Source organism: Martinezella rhizogenes (genome assembly GCF_027460065.1).
Classification (GTDB): domain Bacteria; phylum Pseudomonadota; class Alphaproteobacteria; order Rhizobiales; family Rhizobiaceae; genus Agrobacterium; species Agrobacterium rhizogenes_C.
This window is the reverse complement of record NZ_JAPYZZ010000017.1, coordinates 86,720-109,225: the sequence shown is the minus strand read 5'-3', so window position 1 is coordinate 109,225 and position 22,506 is coordinate 86,720. Positions and strand designations below refer to the sequence as shown.

Sequence of the window (22,506 nt, the reverse complement as noted above, 5' to 3'; positions counted from 1 at the left end):
GCCTGCGCCACCGATAAAGCAAATTGGGCGCGACGCCATGACGGCGAGCGGTCGAAGATACCGTCTCGCCGGGTTCGAAACTCTGCTCAATGATTGTCAGCTTTTGCTCGGTTGTCCACCGCCTACGGCGAACATCACCCGTCAGCAATTCAACGTGTCGATACTCGTTAGACATAAGCCTGTCCTCAAGCCTGTGCTTGAGCCTTTCTGCTTATGCCGACTGTCCGGTCGAAATGGGGGGCAGTTCAATCCCCCGGACGACCGTTCGAGGATGAACGTTGTACTTTCGAGCGACCTCCCGCACCGATACGCCTGTATTCAACACAATACGGATTTCCCTGCATTGCATCTCGGTCAGCGCAGGCCGCCGCCCAGGTAATTTACCTCGTGCTTTCGCGGCAGCAATGCCCGCGATAGTCCGCTCGCGGATCAGCGACTTCTCGAATTCCGCAAGTGCCGCGAGAATGTGGAATATCAACTGGCCGCCTGCGGACGATGTGTCGATGCTCTCCGTCAGCGAAATGAAACAGATACCACGGCGCTTTAGGGTTTCGACCATGGATATCAAATGGGTGAGAGAGCGTCCAAGGCGATCGAGCCGCCATACAATCAAGACATCACCACGCCGAAGCGCCTTCAGCATGGAGGATAAACCGCTACGCTGTTCATCGCTTCCCGACACGCCGTGATCTTCGAATATACGGTTACATCCCGCCAGACGTAGTGCGTTTCTCTGTAAATCAAGATGCTGGTCAACCGTTGAAACGCGCGCGTAACAGATCCTTGTCATGTCGCCAATGAAGCCTTCCATTTCACACATTCCAGATCACGGCTTGACAGAAACGAACGGTTTCGCGGGAGGTGCATTCAGTCTCTCGTTCAAGTCTTAAATTCAACAATGAGAGGTAATTACGCGTAGAACGACAACCTCCGGTCCGTCGTGACAAAACCGTTCGTTTCTGTCCGTCTGGACGACCTTCCAGTGAAACCGAATGTTTCATTTGCCGATCTCGCGAGGCGGCTGACGGATGCGTGGCTGGAAAATTCAGGGGAACCGTCGGTTTTGCCAGATACCATCTGGCGTTCCGTGAAAGACCTCCTGAAAGTCAATATGGTATTGGTCGTCGTTGACATGGTGAATGCGCCACCCAACTGGCATATGGACTTCATCCAACGATATAGGATTCAGACCAGCCTGATCGACACCAAAGCCCTTCAAAACGCGGACAGTCTCCGCGACTTCTCGAGGGTACCTCTCCTCGAGCAGCACATCATCGGGGTCTGCCAAAAAGCGAGTGCCGACGGCCGCCCTATCATCGGCAAAATCGATCAAGTCATTCAGAATGCGAGGGTCGTCGCCAGTGGAATAGTTGTACCCGATCCGTCGGTAAAAAAGACCTGGTGCGGCATTCTCGGCGAGGTCCATTCTATCTCGGCCGTCGTTCGCAACGTCCGTTTCAATGACATCGATCTGTCTATCGTTCAATTGCTCCGAGAAGGACTGTCCGCACGTGAAATCGGTCACGTCATCGAACTCTCCCCAAGAACGGTGGAACACCGTATTGAGAAGATGAAGGCACGTGCCGGCGTAAAATCGATAGTTCCACTGTTGATCGCCAAAAACCTAGACTCGGCTTCGTAGGTCACTCAACTTGGGAAGCCCACAATTCCGTATCCGGGACGTTGCAGGCTAATGTAACGAAGAGGGCGGCAATGGAATGGCGTCATGAGTTTCCAGAGGAACGACGCGTCCGAGCGTATTCAGGTATGCAATGATATCGCCGAAGAGATGATCACGCGGTCCGAAATCCTCCAGAATGGCATGGGCACGAGCCGACACCTCTTCGTCATCCAGCGGATCAACCAATGTATAGCCGACAGTGCCGATCGCACGAATGTCACAACCGACCTCGATCAGTTTGTCAACCAGTTCAGCGACAGGGTTCCCATCCATAGTCGTCTCCTTCTGCAGAACGGGACGGAGAAAGACCCTTCCATCCCTGACTCTTTAGTATCTGTGTAACCTCTTTCGTCCTTATTGACCTGCTCCCGGAAACGCCCTGATTTCATGGGTGGACCATTAGGACAATCTTGATCATTTAACGGCAGTTTGATCTCTTGACGCTTTAATACCCCTATCGCTGCCATTTCGCCAATTCATCTGAAAGATTCCGGGATGTAAGCTTTTTGCTCCTCCCACGACCAATTTGCAGGCTTCTCTGACGGTGAAAACCACTTCAAACCGTCCCCGATCCAATTTTCACGGAATTTTTGAGCACTTTGGACGGTCGTATCCTCATAGCCAAATTCAACGCCACAACAAGCACATATCTCATAAGTAGGAGAATTCCCATTATCTCCGTATTGTGGATAAGGTTGCTCTAGGCCGCAAACGCGACAAAACAGAGTTTGGTCATTGTGCATTGAAATAGCCCATATTTGTAGCGTGGCCATGGCCCAAAGTCGCCATCGGTGACCTAATTCAATGGTATCCATTCGGTGAAGGCCGCAGATATGGAAGCAGGCCAGATTTTTACGGCCACCTATTCGCGTGGCAATTTGTCGACAACGGCCCCAAACTCTTCGGCGGTCAAACCTGTCAACGTCGGCATTTCCCAATCGAAGAATTTATGATCATGAATGGCATAATTAATTAGCAGTCGGGTGGCGTATAGCTCTCCAAGGGATAATTTGGTATGAGGGACGACCTCGGCAACTTTGTTTGCAATGGCATCGACCAATGACCCGAGTGTTGTCGACACGATCACAACGTGACCGTCAGTTTCGAGCTGGAGGAGCGCCTCGCGCACGGCGTTTCTCAGGACGGGGTCATCCATCTACGGTATTCCATCTACTTCTCAAATCGGTCCCTCTTTGCATGTCAGTTCTTCGCGAACCACAATCTGCCAACGGGACGCTAGTTGGCAAGTTGCATCTGAGCGGGCCGTTTCTTACGAAGAGTTCTTGGGTGTTAGTCCCGGGGCTTGCGAACTCGTCGGCTAAGGCAGCCGGTTAAGCCTTTATCGAGGAACCGTTGTTGCGATTACTTGAAGGTAACCTATCAAAAATCGCCCTGATGGCTCTCGTGGGTCTGTTCGCCATTGGAACGGTCATGTTCATATAAAGCTGACCATCTGTCAGCGTGAGATGGATGTCGAAGGGCGCACTGCTGTAGCTACCACCATGCCCATGTTTCCATCGTCCGATGCCACGGACAGTCTTGGACTTCCCGTCCCCATTTGTCTCTACGACAGCAAACCAGCCATTGTTTGCGGTGACGCGCAGAACTGTGCCTTGTTGCTCGATAGTGAGGCGACACTTCTCACATAGCCCAGCATTCGAGGCGATTTGCTGCCAGTTTCCTGCAAAGGCGGATTGATCGGCATTCGCTTGAAACAACGAGCCGAACGTCAAAGCCAGAAAACAAACGAAGCCAATGATCTTTCGCAATACCTTACCCTCTGAAATTGTCATCTTGACGCTTTCCGCCAACCAGCTTCGCGCGCCTCTGCCTCAGAACAGAACCAACGCTCACCATACTCCGAGCGAATGACTGTTGCTTCATAGTCCTCTTGCCCTGGAATATGGAAAATCCGCTGACCGGTATTGATCGAGATATTGCCTTTCACATTGCATACCGGATCGTACCACCTGCGTGGCACGAGAGAATGGCCGCCTGCTGCAAGGAACACAGTTGCCGAAGATAAGATGACTAAAAGCGAAAACTTGCTCATGCTGCAAGCATAGGTCGCGCGAATTTACCTCACGTTCGCAAAGTCGTTAAATTTCGACGGAAATTACCCGTTATTGTTCACGCTGAGGCCTCACTCGATGTCGATGTCAACAGAGTCGGCCCCAAGGTCGTCATGGTCAGACTGAGCAAACCTTGACACCGCCATTACCGAGCATGACTTCCGGAGTGCGCGACAATATGTTCGGCAGCTTCTTCTAAACTTGGCATGCACACATTCTCGACACCCGGACGTTTCAAATCGTCCGAGCTGACCGTCAAAGGTATGTGCGACCAGTATCGGAACGAGGCGGCAATTGCGTGCCGAGATTATGCATTTCACAGCCTCGGTTTACCGAGAGTGGTCAGCATCGTAAGCCCCGAAAACACACCATCGCAAAAAGTCGCCCAACGAGTGCACGACAGAAAAGAAGTTTATCGGAAACAACTCGGGGAAAGCGGCGTCTTTGTCGACCGTTACCTCTACATCAGCGAGAAACGGTGAATGGTACAGCAGAAGAAAGCTTATCGAATTGGCGGTTCGCTATTGGAGCCCAACAGCGGGTGCGTCAGCGCCTTGGCGGGTGGATGCCGATTGTCTATGGCGGCATCCCCTGCGATGCGCGCAATACCGATGCCAATTCGAGCTATAAGTATGTGCCTGCATTCGGTGGCGCAGCAGCGCCCACAGCCGATGTCAATTGGCTTCAGCGGTGCGTGATTATAGAGGGTCTCGTGCCCCGCCTCGGCCTCGTAAGGCCGTAGAAACCAAGGCCGGCAGGACGGCCTTGACGTTCAATTTTCTTCACTGGGACCTTCAAATGTCACTTTGGAAAAGAACTCTTCAATCGCTGTTAAGCCAGCGCCGATTACATCTGCTTCTTCTCCATAAGAAATATTCTCTCCGATGAAGCCCTTGATGTAATCCTCAGCGCCGGATTTTATCTCTGTGAACTCTATATGGCCTTTCAGAGCACCCTCTAAGAGCAATATGGCGATCTGGCGATATGCAAACGTGGCGACAGACGCCTCAAGGGCCGAATTGAAAGAGAGTTTTGTCATGTTGTCTTCCCGATTTAGTACACACGCAATATGAGTCGAGATTGCATAACAAGCCGCCAGCATGAAAAAATCGCCCGCTGGCCCAGTTGGTGGACGGCGTGATATAGACACGCGCTGGCCCATGAAGACTTGTTCCCCAACTCTCTTGATTTTGATATGGTTTACCTATGCGAATGAAGCCGTGCTCAAATTCAGTTGAAATTACTCCTGAGATGATCGAGGCGGGAGCGATCGCCATTGAGGATTTTTGTCATGTTTCGGACCCGTACGAATTAGCTCGCCGGGTTTATATCGCCATGGCTGAGAGTGCTTCACGATTTCCGCCTCCCAAGAAGGATCAGCCGAGAGCCTAGCTTTCTCCAACGGCCTGAGAGCCAAACGCAGGCGCAGCGGAATCTGTTCTAAGTCCTCAGCAGCAGCCAGCAAGAACCGTGGATGGAACGTTACCCATTCAATCTTCATAATCTCCCGCGCACTGGACTGATTGGTTGTCTGGAACGTGCCATCGGGCAGCATCGTCGGGAACGACGCGTGATGTGCGAGCTGGTCCCGCAATGTCGTCAGATCAGTGAGATGCGAGAGTATTTCAGTGACGGAGGCCTCTACTGCGGCAGGAGCGTCTGCAACACGAAGCAGTCGCTTTATCGTATCTTTCGCCGCCGATATCCTCATACCCGAGATAAGAGCCTTTATAATTTTTGCTGATCTGGGCGGAGCCTTTTTCAAACCGAGCAGGTCATCCCGAACGTAGTCTTCCAGGAGCCTGTTGACTTCCTCTTCCATGGTCGCAAATGCAAACATGAGCCGCCCGAGGGCTGCATAGTATTGATGCCATTCCTCATCGCTGGTGATTTTCAGTTCTACTGGCTTCGCGCCATCAACTCGCCCCATCTTAATTCTCCCCGATTCCTGAGCAGAACATCGGGGAAGCAGGCAGCGGAGTCGAGTCTATTAAGGTTCAGTGCCGTAAAAAATGCCCATTTAAACGGTCATTAAGGAGCCCTCAAAACATCCTCAACGCGGCCTCAAAACGGCGTGACACTCCGGCTTCAGGGTATTGCTGCGGAACATCAACCTTTACGCTGCTGTTCTTTAAGAGCGAGGCGTTCCAGTTCCGCCCGTGAAATATGATGCCCTTGGGGCGTGGTGATGTCGGTAATTTTTTCGTCGCTGTGTTCTAACCCGACAACGTTAGCTAACGCCTCCCCAGCGGTTTCAAAAGCGTCAGTGGATGGCGAAACTCCACGGATGCGGTTTAAGGGTTCGTAGGTCACTTTATACGACACGGGCGCACTTCCTGAATTACTTTCACAAACCGCATGACGTTAGCGCATTTGACAGGCGCCTTGCAAAGGCCCTGTTTTGCAATTCCTCGTGTCAAATTTGCAAAACGCGGCTATCCGAGTGTGCTTCACCGGCATTTCGGCTCGGCTGAATTACTGGAGGCAGTCATCGAACCCAGTATGGCAGCTTTCCATATTGCGCGTGGTGATTGACACGATAGCATGCACCTGAGGGCGAACGGGGGCAGAGGTCGTGTTTCAGCGTATTCTATTGGTAGTGACCACGATGTCTTTGGCTTGGGTCGGAGCCGCATATGCCGATATCACCTTTGAGCGGGTTCCAATCGACGGCTCTTCGCCTGTTCTCCTACTCAAGGGTGAGTTCACCACATCGGACAATCCTGACCAACTTTCACGTGAAGTCGCCGCAAGCGGTGCCAAACTGGTCACCTTCAACAGCAACGGCGGCAACGTTGCAACAGCGATGGCGTATGGGAGGATGATCCGGTCGCTCGGACTATCGACGCTTCAGCTTCGGTCCGCCGAATGCGCTTCTGCCTGCGCGCTCGCTTTCGTGGGAGGTGTAAATCGACAGGCGGAGCCCGGCGCGATCGGTGTGCACCAGTCTTCTTTCTCTCCGGAATCCAGTATCGAAGGGCACATCGCAGTCGCCGCCGTTCAGGCGCTAACCGCTCAGATCATGACGTATCTCGTCGAAATGGACGTCGATCCCAAACTGCTTCAACTGAGCCTATCGGTTCCCAGTGACGACATGCGGTATCTCACAGCTAATGAGATGCAGAGCTATAAAGTGACATGGGGAAGTCTAGCCGATCTAACTGAATCCGTTGCAGCGTCCAAGGTCGCCCCGACGGCCGTGCCTGCAACCCCGCCAACCACCAAAGCCGCTGCGCCGACAACCGAGGAAAAAGCATCAGTCTTCGTCACAGCGTACCATGACGCCTGGTCTCGTAGGAACGCAGAAGCGCTCGCCTTTATGGACAAGGCATACGCCGAAACCGTCGATTTCTATGGTAGAGCAACGCCGAAAGCCGCCGTGATAGGTGAAAAACGGAACTTCGCGAATAGGTGGCCAGTCCGTGCGTACAGCGTGAAGGCAGGTTCGATGAAGATAACCTGCGCGGAAATCTGCAAGGTTGACGGAATCGTTGATTGGTACACGAAACGCGACGTCGGGAACCGGATTTCATCCGGCTCCGCCGAATTCTCTCTGGTTTGGGACCAGAGGGCTGGTGTGATTCTCTCCGAAACCGGGAAAGTTATCCAGACCGACAAGGGCGTCTCTCAACCTGTACGTCTGATATCCCAGTGGGCCGAACAGAATTCTGCCTGCCGCGGCGGCAGCGGTGATTTGCCGGAAACAGATGTTGCCTGTCAACGACGCGAAGCCATCAACGATAAGCTGCAAGCTGTAGGATGGTGTTATGGCCGTGAGGGGGAATACGGCTATCAAATGCGTTGGCACGCCTGTGAAGCGACATCCTATAAACAGGAAAGCGCGGCAGGGATTGCTTCGAGCGCAACGTTCAGGCGGCCGGACCTTTCCAGTTACCCTGCCCGAGGTGGTTTTTCTGGAAAGACCGTCATGCCAGACTTCAGGGGACGCGATCGCGAATTCAACAGTTTCAGGACTCGTATTCGCGACGGTATGCGACAAGGACCAAATTTCGCTGGCCATTATACCCTCATCCAGATCGGGTGCGGTACGGGATGCTCATTCGTTATCGTCGCCAACAATCAAACGGGTCGCCCGGGCTCATTCCCCCGTGGCGGGGAAGAGCACATGTATCTGACCCTGGACTTTCGTCGCGATAGCCGACTGGTTGCTGCCCAATGGTTGAATTACGACACCAAAACGTGCGTCGTCGAGTTCTTTGATTTTGATCGCGACATGTGGAAGCCGGTTGCTACAACTAACGTGGGCAACGACGAAGCGTGTTATCGGACGATTGCCGAAAATCTCCGATGAGTGCGATGTGATGGCATCATCTTTCAGGGAACCGATCGCTGGCTACAGCTTCGGTATCGATCATAGGTTTCCGGCAATGCGCAGGCACTAATCCGCTAACTCCGGACTGTTCACACGTATCGTCTTGGTGATGTGGCCAGACTCATAGATCAGGTATAAGCGATGTCCTCCCACATGTACCAAGCGTGGTGAGCTGTTCCGCAGCTACCGTGGCAAGAATGCGCCAATAGGAGACGTTGACCAATTTGCGGAAACTTCTTCTATTTTCCAGTCGCCGTGTTACGAGATGTAACATCCGGAACAGGAAGAAGGATGTTGGGCATGACACAATCAACCCTGAGCGTCGAACTGTTCGAGATTCACGGCTTCGGAAGTCCAAGTGAGTATGAACGTTTCAGTAGCTGGCTGGATACCGTCATCGCCAGCGGCGGCTGTATTGAGAAGTCGCAGGGTCTGGCTGTCGATCAGTTGAAATACGGTTGCCGCGAAATTCAGTTTCAGAACGGCGAAACCTGGCGACTTGAACCACCCGATTTTCCGTTTCGAGGATCATGGGAACCGATGCCATTCGAAGTCTAAAGTCCGCTTGGGGCCAATTGCGGTCTTCCGCTTTGCGCCAACAGTAGTCATACGCCCAGATCGTACAGCGTCACCGTCGATCAATTACCGACATTTGCACTGCTGCACGTTTGATGTTTAGTCTGGGCTCGAACGGCTGGCCTGACTAAGAGAGGAATTTCAATGCAAAAGAAAGCAGTGCTCCTCGAACGCGCTCAATGGGCCGAAAAAGAGAGCGTATGGCAAGGCGAATTTGAAGGGAGCGCATTTGGCGCAAACGTCTCGGTCATGTTTTACACCACGGACGAAATCGGCCGCGGCCCCAAGCTACACAAACATCCTTATGATGAAGTATTTATAGTGCGACAAGGACGAGCGTTTTTTACCATTGGGGAGCAGCAGTTGGACGTTAGGGAGGGTCAGATCGTGTTTGGGCCGGCCAACTTACCGCACAAATATGTAAACATGGGTCCGGGCCGTCTTGAGATGACCGATATTCATGTTACCGATGAATTCGCTCAAGAAGACTTAGAGTAGCCACCCACTGCTTCCAACATCCATTGCGGTCTTTTCCATCGGACGCAACTACGGCAGCTTTTGGGCCGAGAGCCTTCATGCTTGATCGGCTGCTTTGCGCCAACTGCAGACGTCGGCTCTGCGCCACAAGCGATCATGCCCCCCTCCGCGCGAGCTGTATCCGTAGTTGCCGCCGCAGACCGTCACCCTTTAGTTTATGAAGAAGATTAGACTTGTTCTTGACCAACGACTGATTCGTTCATCAAGTCGGTTGATCCAGCGGCAACCGCCGGGCGCTCTGACGACGAAGCTGCACCATGAGGTTAGGGAAAATCATGAATGATACCGATGCTGAACTGATCCGGACCTTTATCACTGATGAAAACCAGGCTTTGAGCGACGGCCGCCAAGGCAAGTTCTGGACCCAAAACCACTACCGCATTCGTCCGTTGGTGACCAAGGCCGATGGGCTTCTCACCCCGCAAGAAAGGACGGACTTCTATTTCCACTTCATGCGCGCCTCTGGTGTACCGCTGATCAGCGAAACAGAAATTCAGCTTTTGCGCAATGCCTACAGACGGATGTTGCCGCTTCTTGATCGAACCGACATTCGGATGATCCCACGACACAACCTGCTATTCATATTTGGTTTGGACGAGGCCGGGATTCTGCCCAGCGGCGAAACGACGTCGGCAAAAGAGCTGAAAGCGCGCTTGAAGCTCATCGCTCAGGTCGGTAGCTACACAACCCAACCGGCGCAGCGCGACAAGAAGGCCAAGTTCGCGCCTTTCGTCACTGATGCGGTTCGTATCTTGGAAACCCTTCGGCATCTGGGCTATCGACATGATAGACGCTATGGCGGTGATACGTATGACGTCACCAACTTGACCTTTTGGGGCATGGTGCTCATCGGCTTGCTCAGCGAGGCAGTTCGCGCGGACCTTGTCGGCGATATGATCGAGGGCAAGTATGATCTCGTGCGGCGTGACGAGCAGATCGGTATGTTGCATCGTTATGTGGAGGCAGTCCTGCCGGAGATTGCACCCGACGAAGAACGGTTCCGCTCCCTAGCGATGCAACTCGAGGCGATTGTGCTCGAAAGGCGTAATGCGACCGAGTCGGTGGCATTGGCTAACGAACTGGGCCTACCGTTCGAGGCCACGGAAGACTGGGAGATTTACGTCTCAATACCGCTGCGAGAAATGAAGGAAAATGCTCCCATTGGCAATGATCTTGTACGATTGCAGATCAGACCTGATCCGGATTGGCAGTGGGAGCTGTGTGTCCGGATATCTGGCTATGATGAATTTTCCGAGAATGACAGCAAGGTCTTCAGAAACGACCTGCGCTTAGAACCGCTCGGAGCGGGAAATCTTGCCGCCTTCCCGGAGTGGCTGAAGAAGGCCAGGACCGAAAGCGGTCTCGACTTCGACACAGAGGCTGCCGACATTCGTGTGGGCCGCAAACGGGCGGCGGCCAAACTCGTTCGTCAGTGGTTGCTCGGCTAGTGACTGTGTGTACTAGGCGCGGGTTCACCGAACAAGCCAGCAAAGCCACCGGCGATTGCAAGTCTGTTTCGGGCCGACATCCACAATGGCGCAGAAACGCCAAGAGCGGACATGTGGATGATATGTGGTGACAAACGGCGCGGCTGTCTATAGGCCCCACTTCGATCCATCTGTTGTCAGGACGATCTCAACCGCATCACCGGCCACCTCGACCAAAGGGCCGCCGCTGCCATTCCAACGGAATAGATTGAGATGCCAACCTCCGGGTATCATACGGGATCGGTCTATGATGCCATCCGCACCTGCTGCTCGCGCGATATCGACTGTCCGCCATGATGCGGGTTCACGGCCCTCTGATAGGGCTTTCCGCCAAGATTCGTTCGATAACTCGCGATCTATTCCGAGCCGCTTGCAAGCCTCTTCGTCATGCTGATCGAGCACCATCGCATCGACGACATTGAGCGGAACGACAACTCGCGGGAGCCCGTCCTCGCGCATATAGCCGGCGATAGCGCGTACGGACCACTCCAATGCCGCGCTCGTGTAAAGGGTCGGCTCACCGAGACGATGATAGCGTCCTGCGCTGTGCGGACCTGGTGGCTCCAATACTTGGTGAACTCTATCTGTCAGTACAGATCGATAGAACGTACCGGAAATCTTCTTGAATACGTCGGGGGCTTCGGCCATCTCAGGAAGTCTGTCTCGCGGGGATCGGCACACACTTTGGAATGCTTCGTGACATTGGCGTGACGTCCGCTTCGGGGGTAAAGAGGACACCGTGACGGCCACAGTGTTTCCGGAGTTTTAAGAGCGTTTTGCAATGACATCGAGTAGCAAGAATGCCGTGACGATCACCAGGCCCGCAGCCGTCATAATGGACCACGAGTAGAGCGGCGAGAAGCCTTCAATAATGAAGGTGAGAACAGGCAGGGCGGCCATCGTCACCATCACCGTATAGGCGTCACAACGGGCGATACCGACTTGCAGCAGATACAGAGGCGCAAGTACGCCGACGACCGACACCACAAGCAGCGTCGCGACCAGAACACCAGACCATCCTACTACTGCAACATCCACCCCCAACGTCATCATGAGTGAGATCGGCAGGATAAGGTAGAAACGGTGTGCCAGAACAGCGCCGAACTTCCAGCCGCGATTGAGCAACGCCTTGGATGCTAGAGTAATCAGTACTGCGCCAATGCCGGCCGCAACACTTGCCCCCAGACCAAGCCACGCGTTCCGGCCGAAGGATGCGAAACCACTGCCTTGCAAGGCGGCGACTCCCAGGGTGACGCACCCGAGGAGAATTCCAGCGCATACCGCGATACGCACCGCCGAAGGCCGCTCTCCTGTGAGGATTAGGGAGATCAGGACAGCGAGGATCGGGCCGATGCCGATTTCGACGGCTCCGACGATAGCTGGCTCGATCAGTTTCAGGGCATAGAAAAAGCTCAGAAACGTGAGCGCCGTGCTGGCATTCAGCAGCAGGAGTGGTCCCCAGGCTTTTTCGCCCGTCCCTTGGCGCGACAACAGCTACATCGAGAGTTTCAATGGCAAATTCCGCGCCGAGTGCCTGAACGCTCACTGGTTCATGAGCCTTGACGACGCAAGGGCAAAGATGGAGGATTGGCGTAGAGACTATAACGAGTTCCGGCCACACAGCGCGATCGGCAACAAGGTGCCGATTTCGCTCATGAACGGCTCATCGGCATCCCCGCCGAACTGAGCCTTAACCCCGGAAAATTCCAGCTCCCGCTGGCCCAAATTCGGGGAGCACTTCATCCCGCGGAAAACTCCAATTATAAACGATCCAGTTTTTGGGGATCAGAGCATCTCGCAATGATGGTCTTTGACAGGAAATGACGTTTCTCCGGATAGCCGGTGTCGAACTACAACGTTCCAAGCCGTTTTCCGCGTCTGTACGTACCTGCGTGGTCAATGCTCTCATCCGAAAATGACGCGGTGTCATCGCATTTGGCGATAGCTGTCATCGGCCTGTGAAGTCGCGCCTCAGGCACCCTGATACTGACGATCCGGTGAGGCAAACGGGCCTCGACCGGATCTGAGAATGAGGCCATGGCGCATTTATCCATCGATCGTATCGTCAAGCGATATGCCACATCCAATATCCTTGAGGAGGTCTCGCTTGAGGTCGCCGATGGCGAGTTCCTGACGCTGCTCGGCCCGTCCGGCTGCGGCAAGTCGACATTGCTCCGCATCATCGCAGGCCTCGACAGCCAGACCTCCGGTTCGCTGTCGATCGGCGGGCGCTTAAGCGACGGGGCGCGTCCAAAAGAGCGTGACGTGGCCATGGTGTTTCAGTCCTATGCGCTTTACCCGCACATGACGGTCGCGGCCAATATGGCGCTTCCCCTTCGGATGCGGCGCCTGTCGTTCTTTCAGCGGCTGCCGCTCGTCGGCGGTTTCCTGCCGGGCACGAAGGCGAGGGTCGCCGGCATCACAGACGAGGTCGGGCGGACCGCCGCTGCCTTGGGCATCGGCCATCTCCTTGCGCGCAAACCCGCGCAGCTGTCAGGCGGCCAGCGCCAGCGCGTGGCTGTCGGCCGCGCCATGGTGCGTCGACCCGCTGTCTTTTTGATGGACGAACCGCTCTCCAACCTCGATGCCAAGCTGCGTGTGCAGATGCGCGCCGAGATCAAGGACCTGCACCGACGCCTTGGTGTCACCTTCATCTATGTCACCCACGATCAGTCGGAAGCAATGACAATGTCGGACCGGGTCGCGGTCATGCTCGACGGCAAGCTCCTGCAGGTCGCGCCGCCGCAGGAGATCTATGCCGATCCAAGGGATCGCCGCGTCGCCGAGTTCATCGGCTCGCCGAAGATCGGGATCCTTGATGCAACCGTGGGCGCACCCGGCCTGGCGACGGCAGCCGGCACGGTGTTTTCCGTCTCGACGACGCTTGCCCCAGGTGAAAGGGTGGCGCTCGGCATCCGTCCGGAGGCTTTCCACCTCGCCGACAGCCGTGGCCCCAACATCCTGTCCGGTAGGGTCAGGTTGGTCGAACATATGGGCTCGGACCTCTTCGTCCATCTCGATCCTGAGGCTGGCACCGGCCCTGTCATCGCACGGTTTCCCGCCGAGCGGGCGAAAGAGATTCATGAAGGCGAGGCCCTGCATCTCGGCGTCAGGCCGGAGCGGATCCTCGTCTTTGATCGCGAGGGCAAGCGCCTTGATGCAAGCATCGACCCGCTGACAAAAACCGCGCCTGATAAGAGGCTGTCGGTGCTGAAGGAGCGGGCGCAATGATCATGGCCGTCCCCTCTGATGCAGCGGGAAGCGAAAATCCGCCGGTCGCCTGCGCCGCTGCGGCCACGGGGCAGCGCCGCAGGCGCGGCGAGGCGCTCGCGGGCTGGTCGCTCGCCGGTCCGGCCCTTGTCCTTCTCGTCGCCCTGTTCTTCCTTCCGGTCGTTGCCGTCTTCGCCATCGCGCTGACCGACTGGCAATTCGGAGCAGGCACCATGTCCTTTGTCGGAATTGAAAATTTTAGGCAGATCTTCTCCGACGCAGCGTTCCGCGCCTCCTTCGTCAACACGGTCCTCTATGCGATGATCGTCGTGCCCGGCTCGATCGTCCTCGGGCTGTCGATCGCGCTCCTGATCGAAGCAGGCCGCTCGATGCGCGCCTTTTACCGCGCCGTCCATTTCCTGCCGTTCATGGCCACGCTGACCGCCATGGCAATCGCCTGGGAGGCGCTGCTGCACCCGACCATTGGTCTTGTCAACCAGACGCTCAGTGGCCTTGGCCTTCCCGTTGCCAATTGGCTGCGCGACGATACCACTGTCCTGCCGACGCTTGCCGCGATCGGCATCTGGCAGAATCTCGGTTATGCCATGGTCCTGTTCCTGGCGGGTCTCAAAGCGATCCCGCAGGAGCTTTACGACGCCGCCGACATTGACGGCGCCGACGCCTTCCCTGATCGGCTGCGCACCGTCACCCTGCCGATGCTTGGCCCTGTTACCATGTTCGTCTTCATCGTGGTGGCGCTCAGGGCCTTCGAGACCTTCGACACCGTGCAGATCCTCACCCAGGGCGGTCCGGGCCATGCGTCCGAAATGCTGCTCTTTTCCCTTTACCGCGAAAGTTTCCAGTATCTGCGCACCGGCTACGGCGCCTCCATCGCCGTTGTCTTCCTCATCATCGTCGTCATCCTGACGCTCGCCCAGGCGCGCCTCATGGACAGGAAGGTTCACTATCAATGAGTGCCATGCCCCCCAGAAGAGTACCCTTGGCGGCTGCTCTGGCGCGCCATGCGGCGCTCCTGATCACCGGCGCGCTGGTGCTGATCCCCTTCATCTGGATGGTCTCGCTGTCGATCAAGCCGCCGGGCGAGATCTTCGCTCAATCCTTCTCCTTCTTTCCGCAGCAGTTCTACGGCGTCGAGAATTACATAAGCGCGCTCACCGATGCGCCGCTGCCACGCTATCTTCTGAACGGCACCCTCATCTGCGCCGTGATCCTCCTCCTGCAGGTGCTTGTCTGCGCGCCGGCCGCCTATGCGCTTGCCAAGCTCGACTATGCCGGCCGGGACATGCTGTTTGCCCTAGTGCTGATCGCACTCATCCTGCCGCATGAGGTCCTGTCGCTGCCGCTCTTCATCCTCGGCTACCGGATGGGGATCCTCAACACCTATGCGGGCCTCATCTTTCCCTACATCGTCTCGCCCTTCGGCATTTTCCTGTTCCGCCAGTTCTTCCGCACCATCCCGGATGACGTTGTGCACGCGGCCCGCCTTGATGGCCTCTGCGAATTCGCCATCGTCTGGCGGATCATGGTGCCGATGGCCATGCCCGCCGTCATCGCCTTCGGCATATTTTCCGTCGTCGGACACTGGAACAGCCTGTTCTGGCCGCTGATCGCCGTCAGCGACCAGAGCCTCATGCCGCCGCCGATGGGCATCATGGCCTTCAGGAACGAGGAAGCCGGCAATGATTACGGCCCGCTCATGGCAGCCTCGACCATCGTTGTCGCCCCTCTCATCATCGCATTCCTCTGCGCTCAAAAATGGTTCGTCGAAGGGCTCACCGGGGGAGCCGTGAAATAACACCGCATCAAGCGCGGCACCGATCAATTGCAATTTCATAAAAAAGGATATTTGAAATGTTTACCTTGAATCGCCGCCATTTCATGGCGGGTGCATCGGCGACGCTGATTGCCGGAACAGGAATGGCGTGGGGACAGGACATGCGCGCGCTCCGCGTCATCGCCCTGCCCTCGATCTTTGCCGGGATGTACGGTGCGCTGAGGGATCAATTCCTGCTTTCCGGGGAAGAGACGCTGACGCTCGACACGTCGATCCGGGAAGACGAGGCCGCCGTCGCTGCCATACTGCGCTCTGCCCTCACCGGTGACCTGCCCGACATCTTATTCATCAGTCCGAATTATCTTCGGGTCTTTGTTGAGCGCAATCTCGCCCAGCCTCTCAACGCTCAGGTCGCGGCCGATGCGGACTGGAACTCCAGCTATTCCGAGACAATCACCCGGATCGGCGATGTCTCGGGTAAGATTTACGGTCTCGGTTTTGCAATCTCGATGCCGGTTCTCCTCTTCAACCGCGATCTCATGCAGCGCGCCGGCATCGTCGATGTGCCCCGCAACTGGTCAGAGGTGATAGAGGCCGGGCGGCGGATGGACGCGCTCGGCGGCGGCGACACGCTCGGCGCCTTCATGGAATATGACAATGGCGGCAACTGGACGTTCCACGGTCTCCTGAATGGTTTTGGCGGGCGGATTCTTGATCCGTCCGGCAGGATCGGCTTTGCCGGTCAGGAAGGACACCAGGCGCTGGACCTGCTGCGATCGTTCGGAGAGGCCGGCCAGGCGCGTGCGGACATGTCGCGTGATCAGGCACGCCAGGCGTTCTCGGCGGGAAAACTCGGGATTTTGGGTACATCGAGCAGCAGCTTTTCCGCGATCGAAAATCGCGCCGGCGGCCGCTTTGCGATCACGATGGTGCCTTTCCCGATCCCGTCTCCCGCCGGGCGACTGCCGGCGGCCGGCCCGGTCGCCATCATGTTCTCGCGCGATCCGGAACGCCAACGCCGCGCCTTCCAGTTCATGTCCTTTGCGTCGGGTATTGCGGGTCAGACCATCATGGCCAGGAACACAGCCTATCTGCCGGCCAATCGACTTGCCCTGCAATCGGACGAGCTTGCCCGCTTTTATGCCGACAGGCCGAGTGTCGCATCGCTCGTCCCTGCGCTGTCGAAAATGGGTCCCTGGGAGGCATTTCCCGGTGAAAATACCGTGAAGATCACAGATGCAATCAAACGCCATCTGGCAAGCGTTGTCCTGCTGAAAGCGCCTGTCGATGCGGCATTGGCTGCGATGGCCGCCGAGGTCAGCGCCCTCCTTCCCAAAGCATGATCGTGTCTGCCTAAGCCTCGAAAGGAATTTGAAATGGCAACTTTTCTCAAACGCGACATGGCGGCACCCCGGGCGTTGAAGCAGAAGCTCAAGGCAGGCGAGGTGGCAACGCTCGTGCATTCGAGCCACCCGTCGGCAAGCCTTGTCGAAAAGCTCGGCGAATGCGGCTTCGATGCCGTCCTCATCGATTGCGAGCACGGGACAGCCGGCCCCGAGCGCGTTGAAGACATGGCGCGGGCCGCCACATTGTCCGGCATCGTGTCGATCGTCCGCCCCGAAGATCCCCAACCGTGGATGATCACCAAATATCTCGAATGCGGCGTCGATGGTTTGATGATCCCGCTGGTGTCGGATGCGCAAACGGCAAGGAACCTCGTCGACCGCTTTCGCTTTTCGGCCCCTTTCGACCACCAGGACAGGCTGATGATCCTGATGATCGAGACCATCGAAGCCGTGGAGAACCTGCCGGAAATTCTCGCTGTCGAGGGCGTCGATGCCTATTTGGTGGCGCCCGGCGATCTTGCCCTGACGATGGGGGCGACGCCCTATAGTTATGAATGGCACAGCGGCGAGCGTCCGAAAGAGGTCGCCGCCGTGATAGACAGGGCAATCAACACCATCGTTGACGCCGGCAAGTCCTGCGGTACGCTGGTCAATCGTAGTGACGTGGCCGATTTTGTCGAGAAGGGCGTGACGCTCCTTTACGATCACACCAATCACATGCTGAGCTACGGTGCGCGCGATTTCATGGCGCGGATCAAGAATGCACAGGCCTTAAGACCGCCCTTACTCGCAACGTGATGCCGAGAAGGTAATGCCGAGAGCCGGCGTCGCTCAGCCTTGACGGCCGCGCGACGCCAGAAGGAGCACCACACGCCCCCGCTCGACGAAATCCTCCGACGGCGACATGGCAGCGAGATGTCCACGCAAGCCAGCTTCGAATTCTTGACGGCGTGCGCCCAGCACGTTGGGGTTCGCCTTCGACGTCGAAAACGCATAACCCATGAAATCATCAAGCGTCCACCGGTGCTCGTAAGGAAACTCGATCTCCTCGACGACGTTGAAGGGTGACGCGAGAAGCATCTCCCTGTCGGATGTTTCAAGGAGCGGGCTCCTGTCGCTCTTGCCGGCCGGGAAATGTCCACCCCAGAACGTCCTGGTGAAATCGAGCTGCGCCTCCCACCAACCTTCAGGAGCACAATGGATGCGCCGCCGCGGCAGGACGACAGCCACGGCGCCCTCTTCGTCTATATGACGATCGAGAACCGTCAGGACGTGAGCCCTGTCCATCCAGTGGAACGCGCCGGCAATCGTTGCGAGCGCAAAGCGGCCATGTTCCGGCGCGATGTCTTCGGAGCGTGCCTCGACATAGGCGATATTGGTCGCAGCTTGCGCCTCGCCAAACAGTTTCGCCTGTTCAAGCATGTCGCGGTTGGGATCAACCGCGACAACGTCTGAGGCATATCGGGACAAGGGGACAGCGAGTTGACCTGTTCCACAACCGAGATCGAGAAGTCGGTCGCGGTCAGGGTTCTTGAGGAACTGATGGCGGAGCAGGTTGAGCATCGCCGCCGGATAGCCGAGCTGGTAGCGGGCATAATATTCCGCTGCGCTGTCGAAGAGATCCCGCGGAGAGCGATAGGGTTGATTTTCCAGGGTCATGAAAGGTCCGTCCTTTCCGGTTGATGTCGATCAGGAGACCCTCTGGTCTCGGCTTTTGGTGGGTTGCACAGGATTTCTGCGACGATCTCGAGCCCTTGTGCGAGCACGTCGAGCGACTTCGGCGCGGTGACAGCCACGCGAAGCGCGTTCGGTGCGGGCCGGTCGCCGATGCTGAAGATGCTCGCCGCCCTCAGGGCGACGCCGCGACGAAAGGCCTCGTTTGAGATCACCTCCGCGGTGGTGCGGTTTTTAACCGGCAGCCAGACATGAAGGGCACCCGCAGCAAAGCGGGGAAGGAACCGACCGAGAAAGTAGCGCGCGATTTTTTGCCGCTCCTCAATATCCAGCCGGGCGCTGTAAAGGACGCCGTCAACCCTGTCGGTTTCGATGAGGAGGTTTGTCAGTTCGCAGGACAGAGCGTTTGGAAAAAGGTAGGAGGCGCGCGCAAAAGGCTCGTCCGCGTCCGGGGCCTTGCGGTAGGACGGCAGGATCACATAGGCGAGGCGCAGCCCCATGGCCAAAGATTTCGAGAGGCTCAGAATGTAGTAGGATCGCTCCGGCGCGAAGCTGTGAAGGGGCGGTGGAGCATCGGGATGCAAGAGGCCGAGAACATCGTCCTCAACGATCAGGAGATCATGGGTCCTGGCAACCTTGGCGATTTCCAGCCTGCGCGCGCTGCTCATGACCGCAAGGGTGGGATTTTGGAGGGTTGGCGTGCAGAAGAGAGCCTTAGGCCCGGATTGCCGGCAAACCACCTCCAGCGCGTCCGGCACTATGCCCTCCTCGTCCATATCGACCCCGACGACACGGAGGCCGAGTGACTGGGCCACGGGCCTGAGGCGAAGGTAGGCAAGCTGCTCGGCGACCAGAATATCTCCTGGTCGCGTTTCCGACTGGAGGATCCACAGCAGTGCCGACTGGGTGCCATTGGTGAGGACAACGCTTGATGGATCCAATGGGGTACCGAAGCGCCGGGAAAGCCAGTTTGCTCCTGAGCGCCTGTCCTGCTCGGAACCGAAGGGTCGATTTTCGCGAATGTTATTCACAAGATCCGCGTCCCTGCTCAACCGGGATAGTCCTTCGCTCAACGCCTGGGAAAGACAGGGCGTGGTGGTCGGAAGCGCGGTTGCCAGGTCAATCATGCGGGTCTCAAGCTCCTCGGTGTCTGCAGGTCACAAAGCCAAAAAGAGAAGGGCGACAGAGAGCCCGAAGGCGCTCAAGATGATCGCCGCGTAACCGACACGATCCGGGGCCGGAATCTTGACAGGCGCAACGTGAAGGATCGCCAGCGTCGTACAGGCAGCGGTAAGAAGGAGCGTGAATGGCAAGGGCTCGAGAAACGGTCGCATCAGGAACAGCGCGGCCAGCACCGGCAGGTCATAGGAGAGCGGCAGACCGATAAAGGATCCCTCCTTGAGGCCGAATGCGCTGAAATAGCTCAATCGCAACGCGCCAGTGGCGATCATCCCGATCGCCACGGGATAGACGGCAAGCTCATCCCCGGTCGCGGCGAGAAGCAGCATGGCGGGAAGGATGGCTCCGTAGATCAGGTCACCGAAACCATCGAGACTTTTGCCGATCACGGCTGCCGCTTCATTTCGCTTGCCTGTCCGTCTGGCGACGATGCCATCCAGTTGGTCGGCGATCATGGCCCATAGACCAAACGACGTGGCGATTTCGGGACGCCCGGCCATCACATGGATAAGCGCCGTCGCTGACAGGCCAATGCCGAAAGCGGTGATTGCATTGGCGGGATCGCGCAGATGATCGATCATCACCGTGGCTCCAGGGTTGAAGGATCGGCAAAGATCACTGTCGCCATGTCCAGATCGTCGGCGCTGTCGATTTCGACCCATTTGAGATCGTCGCAATGGACGGCGACGAGCCCTAGTTGTCCGCGGCGCGCAAGGCGCTCGAGCAGTTGTTCGACAAACAGGCCGCGTTCGTCGGACGCCGCGGCGGACCTTAGAAGCGGCAGCAGCTTTTCGCCGGCCATCTCCCGCGACAGGCGGTAAATGTTGATCGTCTTGTAAAAGCACGGGCTGACCGGATCGATGTCGGAAGCCTTGAGGCCTGTTCTCACATCATTGATACGGTCGGTTTCGTCGATGGTGACTGCGGATCCCTGCATGCAGCTGTCGAAACGTGCAACGGCGGCGACACTCTCCGCAGGATGCGCGGCGAGGCGCGACAACAAGGCTTGTTCGAAGAAAACGTCCGCTTCAAGCAGGAACAGGTTTTCTTTTGCAAGCACGTCCGCAGAAAGCCAGAGCGACCAGGCGCTCCCGGTGGTGGCATAGTCAGGAGCCTCCACATATCGTATAAGAAGCGTCTTGAAGCGGTCGCCCAAGGCGGCCTTGATCGCATCCTTGCGATAGCCGACGATGATGGTTATCTCCTCGATGCCGATTGCGGCGAGGTTTTCGAGGGCGTTGACGAGGATCGGCGTACCGTTGACCTCCACCAGCGGCTTCGGTCGATCGAGCGTGTGCGGCCTCAGCCGCGTTCCCGTGCCGGCGGCCAGAATAATCGCATGGCGTGTCGCGGATCGAGGTGTCATGTCAAACTCCTTCTTTCCATCAGGTTGACGATCTGTCGGGAGAGGCCCTGGCGTTCAGCTGTGCGACGACGCGCTCGCACCCTTCGCGCACCAGCGCCGGATCGATGCCGTATGACAGTCTGATACCGTCGCGATCACCGAAGGCAGTGCCAGGCACCGTTGCCACTCCCGCCTCTTCCAGGATCAAGCGGGCGGCATTCTGCGCGTCGGAGACCGAGCCCTGCTGCTGCGCGCCGGACCGGCTGCACCCAAGGTCAAGATAGAAATAGAAGCCGCCTTGTGCTTGGGGGACAGGCACGGTCCGCAAGCGCGAAAGGGCAGCGAGCCCCTCTTGTCGAGACATTTGCAACCGTGACAGCAAGCGCGCCTCATGACGGCGATCGTGGTTGCGCAGGTAATGGAGTATGGCGGCCTGTGCGATGACGTTCGGGTTCGACGTCATGTGGCCCTGCAGCGTGTCCACCGCCCGCACAAGCCTTGGCGGTGCCGCCAGATAGCCGATCCTCCAGCCGGTGAGAGCAAGGCTCTTGGAGAAGGCATTGACGATCACCAGGTGCTCGCGTACCTCCGGGACCAGCGAGACAATCGGGTGATGGACCGATCCGTCATGGACGAAGGGCGCGTAACACTCATCGAAAATCACCCACAGCTTTCGCTCCACGGCAAGCCTAGCGATCAAGATCAATGTCTGGCGGTCATAGATGGCCCCCGTTGGATTGTTGGGCGTGTTGACGATGATGGCCCGTGTCAGCGGGGTCACCACCCGTTCCATGTCTTCGATGCGGGGAATGAAACCGTTGGATCGGGTTTCGACAAAGACCGGCGTGCCGCCCGCCAGTTTCACCTGAGCCGGAAAAGTGCCCCAATAGGGGGACGGAATGATCACCTGGTCGCCCGGATCGAAGAGACACATCGCAATATTGTAAAGCGCCTGCTTGGCTCCCGCCGTGATCGCCACCTCGTCGCGCGAGAAGGACTGGCCGGTCTCGAAGGATATTTTTTCAGCGACAGCCTCCCGCAGGGCCAGCATGCCGATCGTTTCGGTATAGCGCGCGGCGTTGTCCGCGATCGCTTGCAAGGCGCCCTCGCGGATCGGCTGGATCAGCTCCGCCCAGATTTCGCCGCCGCTCATGTCGATGATGTCGCGGGCCTGCGTCTGCGCCGCCTGGGCGGCGATCCGCGCCTTCGCCGTTCCGGACTGAGGCAAAAGGGACATGCGATGAGACAACATCTGTCGACCTCACTTGAAA

At 57.1% G+C, this 22,506-nt stretch carries 27 protein-coding genes and 1 pseudogene; 12 read left to right on the top strand and 16 right to left on the bottom strand.

Features of this window, described 5'->3' with window-relative positions:
• Together O8B93_RS22180 and O8B93_RS22175 are read right to left on the bottom strand one after the other, a co-directional pair.
• The coding region (locus O8B93_RS22180; protein ID WP_269712060.1) for a transposase at window positions 1–175 on the bottom strand (175 nt) is incomplete at its 3' end.
• 36 nt (window positions 176–211) lie between these two features.
• Window positions 212–811 (bottom strand): recombinase family protein, encoded by a 600-nt coding sequence (locus O8B93_RS22175; RefSeq protein ID WP_269712054.1) that lies wholly within the window; start codon window positions 809–811, stop codon window positions 212–214.
• A gap of 171 nt (window positions 812–982) precedes the next feature.
• Here O8B93_RS22175 and O8B93_RS22170 point away from each other — a divergent pair, with 171 nt between their 5' ends.
• Window positions 983–1,642 (top strand): helix-turn-helix transcriptional regulator, encoded by a 660-nt coding sequence (locus tag O8B93_RS22170; protein WP_269712053.1) that lies wholly within the window; start codon window positions 983–985, stop codon window positions 1,640–1,642.
• A gap of 48 nt (window positions 1,643–1,690) precedes the next feature.
• On the opposite strand, the gene O8B93_RS22165 is transcribed toward O8B93_RS22170, so the two are convergent.
• From O8B93_RS22165 to O8B93_RS22150, 4 genes are all read right to left on the bottom strand, one after another.
• Window positions 1,691–1,954: a hypothetical protein gene (locus O8B93_RS22165; protein ID WP_269712052.1), complete on the bottom strand. Its 264-nt coding sequence runs from the start codon at window positions 1,952–1,954 to the stop codon at window positions 1,691–1,693.
• Between the two features lie 589 nt (window positions 1,955–2,543).
• On the bottom strand, window positions 2,544–2,837 hold the full coding sequence (locus tag O8B93_RS22160) for a GntR family transcriptional regulator (RefSeq protein WP_269712051.1): 294 nt from the start codon (window positions 2,835–2,837) through the stop codon (window positions 2,544–2,546).
• A 175-nt stretch (window positions 2,838–3,012) separates the two neighbouring features.
• The gene (locus O8B93_RS22155; protein ID WP_269712050.1) at window positions 3,013–3,474 is read right to left on the bottom strand and encodes a hypothetical protein; all 462 of its coding nucleotides are present in this window, start codon (window positions 3,472–3,474) and stop codon (window positions 3,013–3,015) included.
• Entirely contained in the window at window positions 3,471–3,734 is a 264-nt protein-coding gene (locus O8B93_RS22150; RefSeq protein WP_269712049.1) for a sunset domain-containing protein, read from the bottom strand. Before O8B93_RS22150 ends, O8B93_RS22155 begins: the two co-directional genes overlap by 4 nt.
• A gap of 225 nt (window positions 3,735–3,959) precedes the next feature.
• On the opposite strand from O8B93_RS22150, the gene O8B93_RS27975 reads away from it, so the two are divergent.
• Entirely contained in the window at window positions 3,960–4,235 is a 276-nt protein-coding gene (locus tag O8B93_RS27975) for a GNAT family N-acetyltransferase (RefSeq protein WP_405049079.1), read from the top strand.
• Between the two features lie 290 nt (window positions 4,236–4,525).
• On the opposite strand, the gene O8B93_RS22145 is transcribed toward O8B93_RS27975, so the two are convergent.
• From O8B93_RS22145 to O8B93_RS22135, 3 genes are all read right to left on the bottom strand, one after another.
• Window positions 4,526–4,792 carry a hypothetical protein gene (locus O8B93_RS22145; protein WP_269712048.1) on the bottom strand — a complete coding sequence of 89 codons (267 nt, stop codon included), beginning with the start codon at window positions 4,790–4,792 and terminating at the stop codon, window positions 4,526–4,528.
• A gap of 201 nt (window positions 4,793–4,993) precedes the next feature.
• Entirely contained in the window at window positions 4,994–5,683 is a 690-nt protein-coding gene (locus tag O8B93_RS22140; RefSeq protein WP_269712047.1) for a hypothetical protein, read from the bottom strand.
• A 179-nt stretch (window positions 5,684–5,862) separates the two neighbouring features.
• On the bottom strand, window positions 5,863–6,078 hold the full coding sequence (locus O8B93_RS22135) for a hypothetical protein (RefSeq protein WP_269712046.1): 216 nt from the start codon (window positions 6,076–6,078) through the stop codon (window positions 5,863–5,865).
• 250 nt (window positions 6,079–6,328) lie between these two features.
• Here O8B93_RS22135 and O8B93_RS22130 point away from each other — a divergent pair, with 250 nt between their 5' ends.
• The 4 genes from O8B93_RS22130 to O8B93_RS22115 all read left to right on the top strand — a co-directional run bounded on the left by O8B93_RS22130 (window position 6,329) and on the right by O8B93_RS22115 (window position 10,647).
• On the top strand, window positions 6,329–8,065 hold the full coding sequence (locus tag O8B93_RS22130; protein ID WP_269712045.1) for a COG3904 family protein: 1,737 nt from the start codon (window positions 6,329–6,331) through the stop codon (window positions 8,063–8,065).
• 321 nt (window positions 8,066–8,386) lie between these two features.
• Window positions 8,387–8,644: a hypothetical protein gene (locus O8B93_RS22125; RefSeq protein WP_269712044.1), complete on the top strand. Its 258-nt coding sequence runs from the start codon at window positions 8,387–8,389 to the stop codon at window positions 8,642–8,644.
• 162 nt (window positions 8,645–8,806) lie between these two features.
• On the top strand, window positions 8,807–9,160 hold the full coding sequence (locus O8B93_RS22120) for a cupin domain-containing protein (RefSeq protein WP_269712043.1): 354 nt from the start codon (window positions 8,807–8,809) through the stop codon (window positions 9,158–9,160).
• Between the two features lie 314 nt (window positions 9,161–9,474).
• A complete protein-coding gene (locus tag O8B93_RS22115; RefSeq protein WP_269712042.1) occupies window positions 9,475–10,647 on the top strand; it encodes a hypothetical protein in 1,173 nt (390 codons plus the stop codon).
• 147 nt (window positions 10,648–10,794) lie between these two features.
• On the opposite strand, the gene O8B93_RS22110 is transcribed toward O8B93_RS22115, so the two are convergent.
• Window positions 10,795–11,334: an RES family NAD+ phosphorylase gene (locus O8B93_RS22110; protein WP_269712041.1), complete on the bottom strand. Its 540-nt coding sequence runs from the start codon at window positions 11,332–11,334 to the stop codon at window positions 10,795–10,797.
• Window positions 11,335–11,451: 117 nt separating this feature from the next.
• A complete protein-coding gene (locus O8B93_RS22105) occupies window positions 11,452–12,177 on the bottom strand; it encodes an EamA family transporter (RefSeq protein ID WP_269712040.1) in 726 nt (241 codons plus the stop codon).
• Between O8B93_RS22105 and O8B93_RS22100 the strand changes: the two are divergent.
• From O8B93_RS22100 to O8B93_RS22075, 6 genes and pseudogenes are all read left to right on the top strand, one after another.
• A pseudogene (locus O8B93_RS22100) lies at window positions 12,173–12,373 on the top strand (integrase core domain-containing protein); the annotation flags it as partial. The gene O8B93_RS22105 and the pseudogene O8B93_RS22100 overlap by 5 nt on opposite strands.
• Before the next feature lie 350 nt (window positions 12,374–12,723).
• On the top strand, window positions 12,724–13,917 hold the full coding sequence (locus O8B93_RS22095) for an ABC transporter ATP-binding protein (RefSeq protein ID WP_269712039.1): 1,194 nt from the start codon (window positions 12,724–12,726) through the stop codon (window positions 13,915–13,917).
• Window positions 13,918–13,919: 2 nt separating this feature from the next.
• Complete coding sequence (locus O8B93_RS22090) at window positions 13,920–14,870, top strand: carbohydrate ABC transporter permease (protein WP_405049081.1); 951 nt, start codon at window positions 13,920–13,922, stop codon at window positions 14,868–14,870.
• 5 nt (window positions 14,871–14,875) lie between these two features.
• Window positions 14,876–15,712 carry a carbohydrate ABC transporter permease gene (locus O8B93_RS22085; protein WP_269712059.1) on the top strand — a complete coding sequence of 279 codons (837 nt, stop codon included), beginning with the start codon at window positions 14,876–14,878 and terminating at the stop codon, window positions 15,710–15,712.
• A 56-nt stretch (window positions 15,713–15,768) separates the two neighbouring features.
• Complete coding sequence (locus O8B93_RS22080) at window positions 15,769–17,034, top strand: extracellular solute-binding protein (RefSeq protein ID WP_269712037.1); 1,266 nt, start codon at window positions 15,769–15,771, stop codon at window positions 17,032–17,034.
• A gap of 33 nt (window positions 17,035–17,067) precedes the next feature.
• The gene (locus tag O8B93_RS22075; protein WP_269712036.1) at window positions 17,068–17,835 is read left to right on the top strand and encodes an HpcH/HpaI aldolase family protein; all 768 of its coding nucleotides are present in this window, start codon (window positions 17,068–17,070) and stop codon (window positions 17,833–17,835) included.
• Between the two features lie 33 nt (window positions 17,836–17,868).
• On the opposite strand, the gene O8B93_RS22070 is transcribed toward O8B93_RS22075, so the two are convergent.
• From O8B93_RS22070 to O8B93_RS22050, 5 genes are read right to left on the bottom strand one after another with little or no spacing between them, the layout of a single operon-like run.
• On the bottom strand, window positions 17,869–18,696 hold the full coding sequence (locus O8B93_RS22070) for a class I SAM-dependent methyltransferase (RefSeq protein ID WP_269712035.1): 828 nt from the start codon (window positions 18,694–18,696) through the stop codon (window positions 17,869–17,871).
• A complete protein-coding gene (locus tag O8B93_RS22065; RefSeq protein WP_269712034.1) occupies window positions 18,693–19,838 on the bottom strand; it encodes an aminotransferase-like domain-containing protein in 1,146 nt (381 codons plus the stop codon). The genes O8B93_RS22070 and O8B93_RS22065 overlap by 4 nt, the downstream gene beginning before the upstream one ends.
• A 30-nt stretch (window positions 19,839–19,868) precedes the next feature.
• Window positions 19,869–20,471, bottom strand: coding sequence for a CDP-alcohol phosphatidyltransferase family protein (locus tag O8B93_RS22060; protein WP_269712033.1), 603 nt, complete (start codon window positions 20,469–20,471; stop codon window positions 19,869–19,871).
• Entirely contained in the window at window positions 20,471–21,256 is a 786-nt protein-coding gene (locus O8B93_RS22055; protein ID WP_269712032.1) for a phosphocholine cytidylyltransferase family protein, read from the bottom strand. The genes O8B93_RS22060 and O8B93_RS22055 overlap by 1 nt, the downstream gene beginning before the upstream one ends.
• A 19-nt stretch (window positions 21,257–21,275) precedes the next feature.
• Entirely contained in the window at window positions 21,276–22,472 is a 1,197-nt protein-coding gene (locus tag O8B93_RS22050; RefSeq protein WP_269712031.1) for an aminotransferase class I/II-fold pyridoxal phosphate-dependent enzyme, read from the bottom strand.
• Between the last annotated feature and the right edge of the window lie 34 nt (window positions 22,473–22,506).

What these genes read in the sequence shown, in the direction of transcription:
- O8B93_RS22175 (WP_269712054.1), bottom strand. Translation starts at nt 811, where the DNA reads ATGGAAGGCTTCATTGGCGACATGACAAGGATCTGTTACGCGCGCGTT.
- O8B93_RS22165 (WP_269712052.1), bottom strand. Translation starts at nt 1,954, where the DNA reads ATGGATGGGAACCCTGTCGCTGAACTGGTTGACAAACTGATCGAGGTC.
- O8B93_RS22160 (WP_269712051.1), bottom strand. Translation starts at nt 2,837, where the DNA reads ATGGATGACCCCGTCCTGAGAAACGCCGTGCGCGAGGCGCTCCTCCAG.
- O8B93_RS22155 (WP_269712050.1), bottom strand. Translation starts at nt 3,474, where the DNA reads ATGACAATTTCAGAGGGTAAGGTATTGCGAAAGATCATTGGCTTCGTT.
- O8B93_RS22150 (WP_269712049.1), bottom strand. Translation starts at nt 3,734, where the DNA reads ATGAGCAAGTTTTCGCTTTTAGTCATCTTATCTTCGGCAACTGTGTTC.
- O8B93_RS27975 (WP_405049079.1), top strand. Translation starts at nt 3,960, where the DNA reads ATGCACACATTCTCGACACCCGGACGTTTCAAATCGTCCGAGCTGACC.
- O8B93_RS22145 (WP_269712048.1), bottom strand. Translation starts at nt 4,792, where the DNA reads ATGACAAAACTCTCTTTCAATTCGGCCCTTGAGGCGTCTGTCGCCACG.
- O8B93_RS22140 (WP_269712047.1), bottom strand. Translation starts at nt 5,683, where the DNA reads ATGGGGCGAGTTGATGGCGCGAAGCCAGTAGAACTGAAAATCACCAGC.
- O8B93_RS22125 (WP_269712044.1), top strand. Translation starts at nt 8,387, where the DNA reads ATGACACAATCAACCCTGAGCGTCGAACTGTTCGAGATTCACGGCTTC.
- O8B93_RS22120 (WP_269712043.1), top strand. Translation starts at nt 8,807, where the DNA reads ATGCAAAAGAAAGCAGTGCTCCTCGAACGCGCTCAATGGGCCGAAAAA.
- O8B93_RS22115 (WP_269712042.1), top strand. Translation starts at nt 9,475, where the DNA reads ATGAATGATACCGATGCTGAACTGATCCGGACCTTTATCACTGATGAA.
- O8B93_RS22110 (WP_269712041.1), bottom strand. Translation starts at nt 11,334, where the DNA reads ATGGCCGAAGCCCCCGACGTATTCAAGAAGATTTCCGGTACGTTCTAT.
- O8B93_RS22095 (WP_269712039.1), top strand. Translation starts at nt 12,724, where the DNA reads ATGGCGCATTTATCCATCGATCGTATCGTCAAGCGATATGCCACATCC.
- O8B93_RS22090 (WP_405049081.1), top strand. Translation starts at nt 13,920, where the DNA reads ATGGCCGTCCCCTCTGATGCAGCGGGAAGCGAAAATCCGCCGGTCGCC.
- O8B93_RS22085 (WP_269712059.1), top strand. Translation starts at nt 14,876, where the DNA reads ATGCCCCCCAGAAGAGTACCCTTGGCGGCTGCTCTGGCGCGCCATGCG.
- O8B93_RS22080 (WP_269712037.1), top strand. Translation starts at nt 15,769, where the DNA reads ATGTTTACCTTGAATCGCCGCCATTTCATGGCGGGTGCATCGGCGACG.
- O8B93_RS22075 (WP_269712036.1), top strand. Translation starts at nt 17,068, where the DNA reads ATGGCAACTTTTCTCAAACGCGACATGGCGGCACCCCGGGCGTTGAAG.
- O8B93_RS22070 (WP_269712035.1), bottom strand. Translation starts at nt 18,696, where the DNA reads ATGACCCTGGAAAATCAACCCTATCGCTCTCCGCGGGATCTCTTCGAC.
- O8B93_RS22065 (WP_269712034.1), bottom strand. Translation starts at nt 19,838, where the DNA reads ATGATTGACCTGGCAACCGCGCTTCCGACCACCACGCCCTGTCTTTCC.
- O8B93_RS22060 (WP_269712033.1), bottom strand. Translation starts at nt 20,471, where the DNA reads ATGATCGATCATCTGCGCGATCCCGCCAATGCAATCACCGCTTTCGGC.
- O8B93_RS22055 (WP_269712032.1), bottom strand. Translation starts at nt 21,256, where the DNA reads ATGACACCTCGATCCGCGACACGCCATGCGATTATTCTGGCCGCCGGC.
- O8B93_RS22050 (WP_269712031.1), bottom strand. Translation starts at nt 22,472, where the DNA reads ATGTCCCTTTTGCCTCAGTCCGGAACGGCGAAGGCGCGGATCGCCGCC.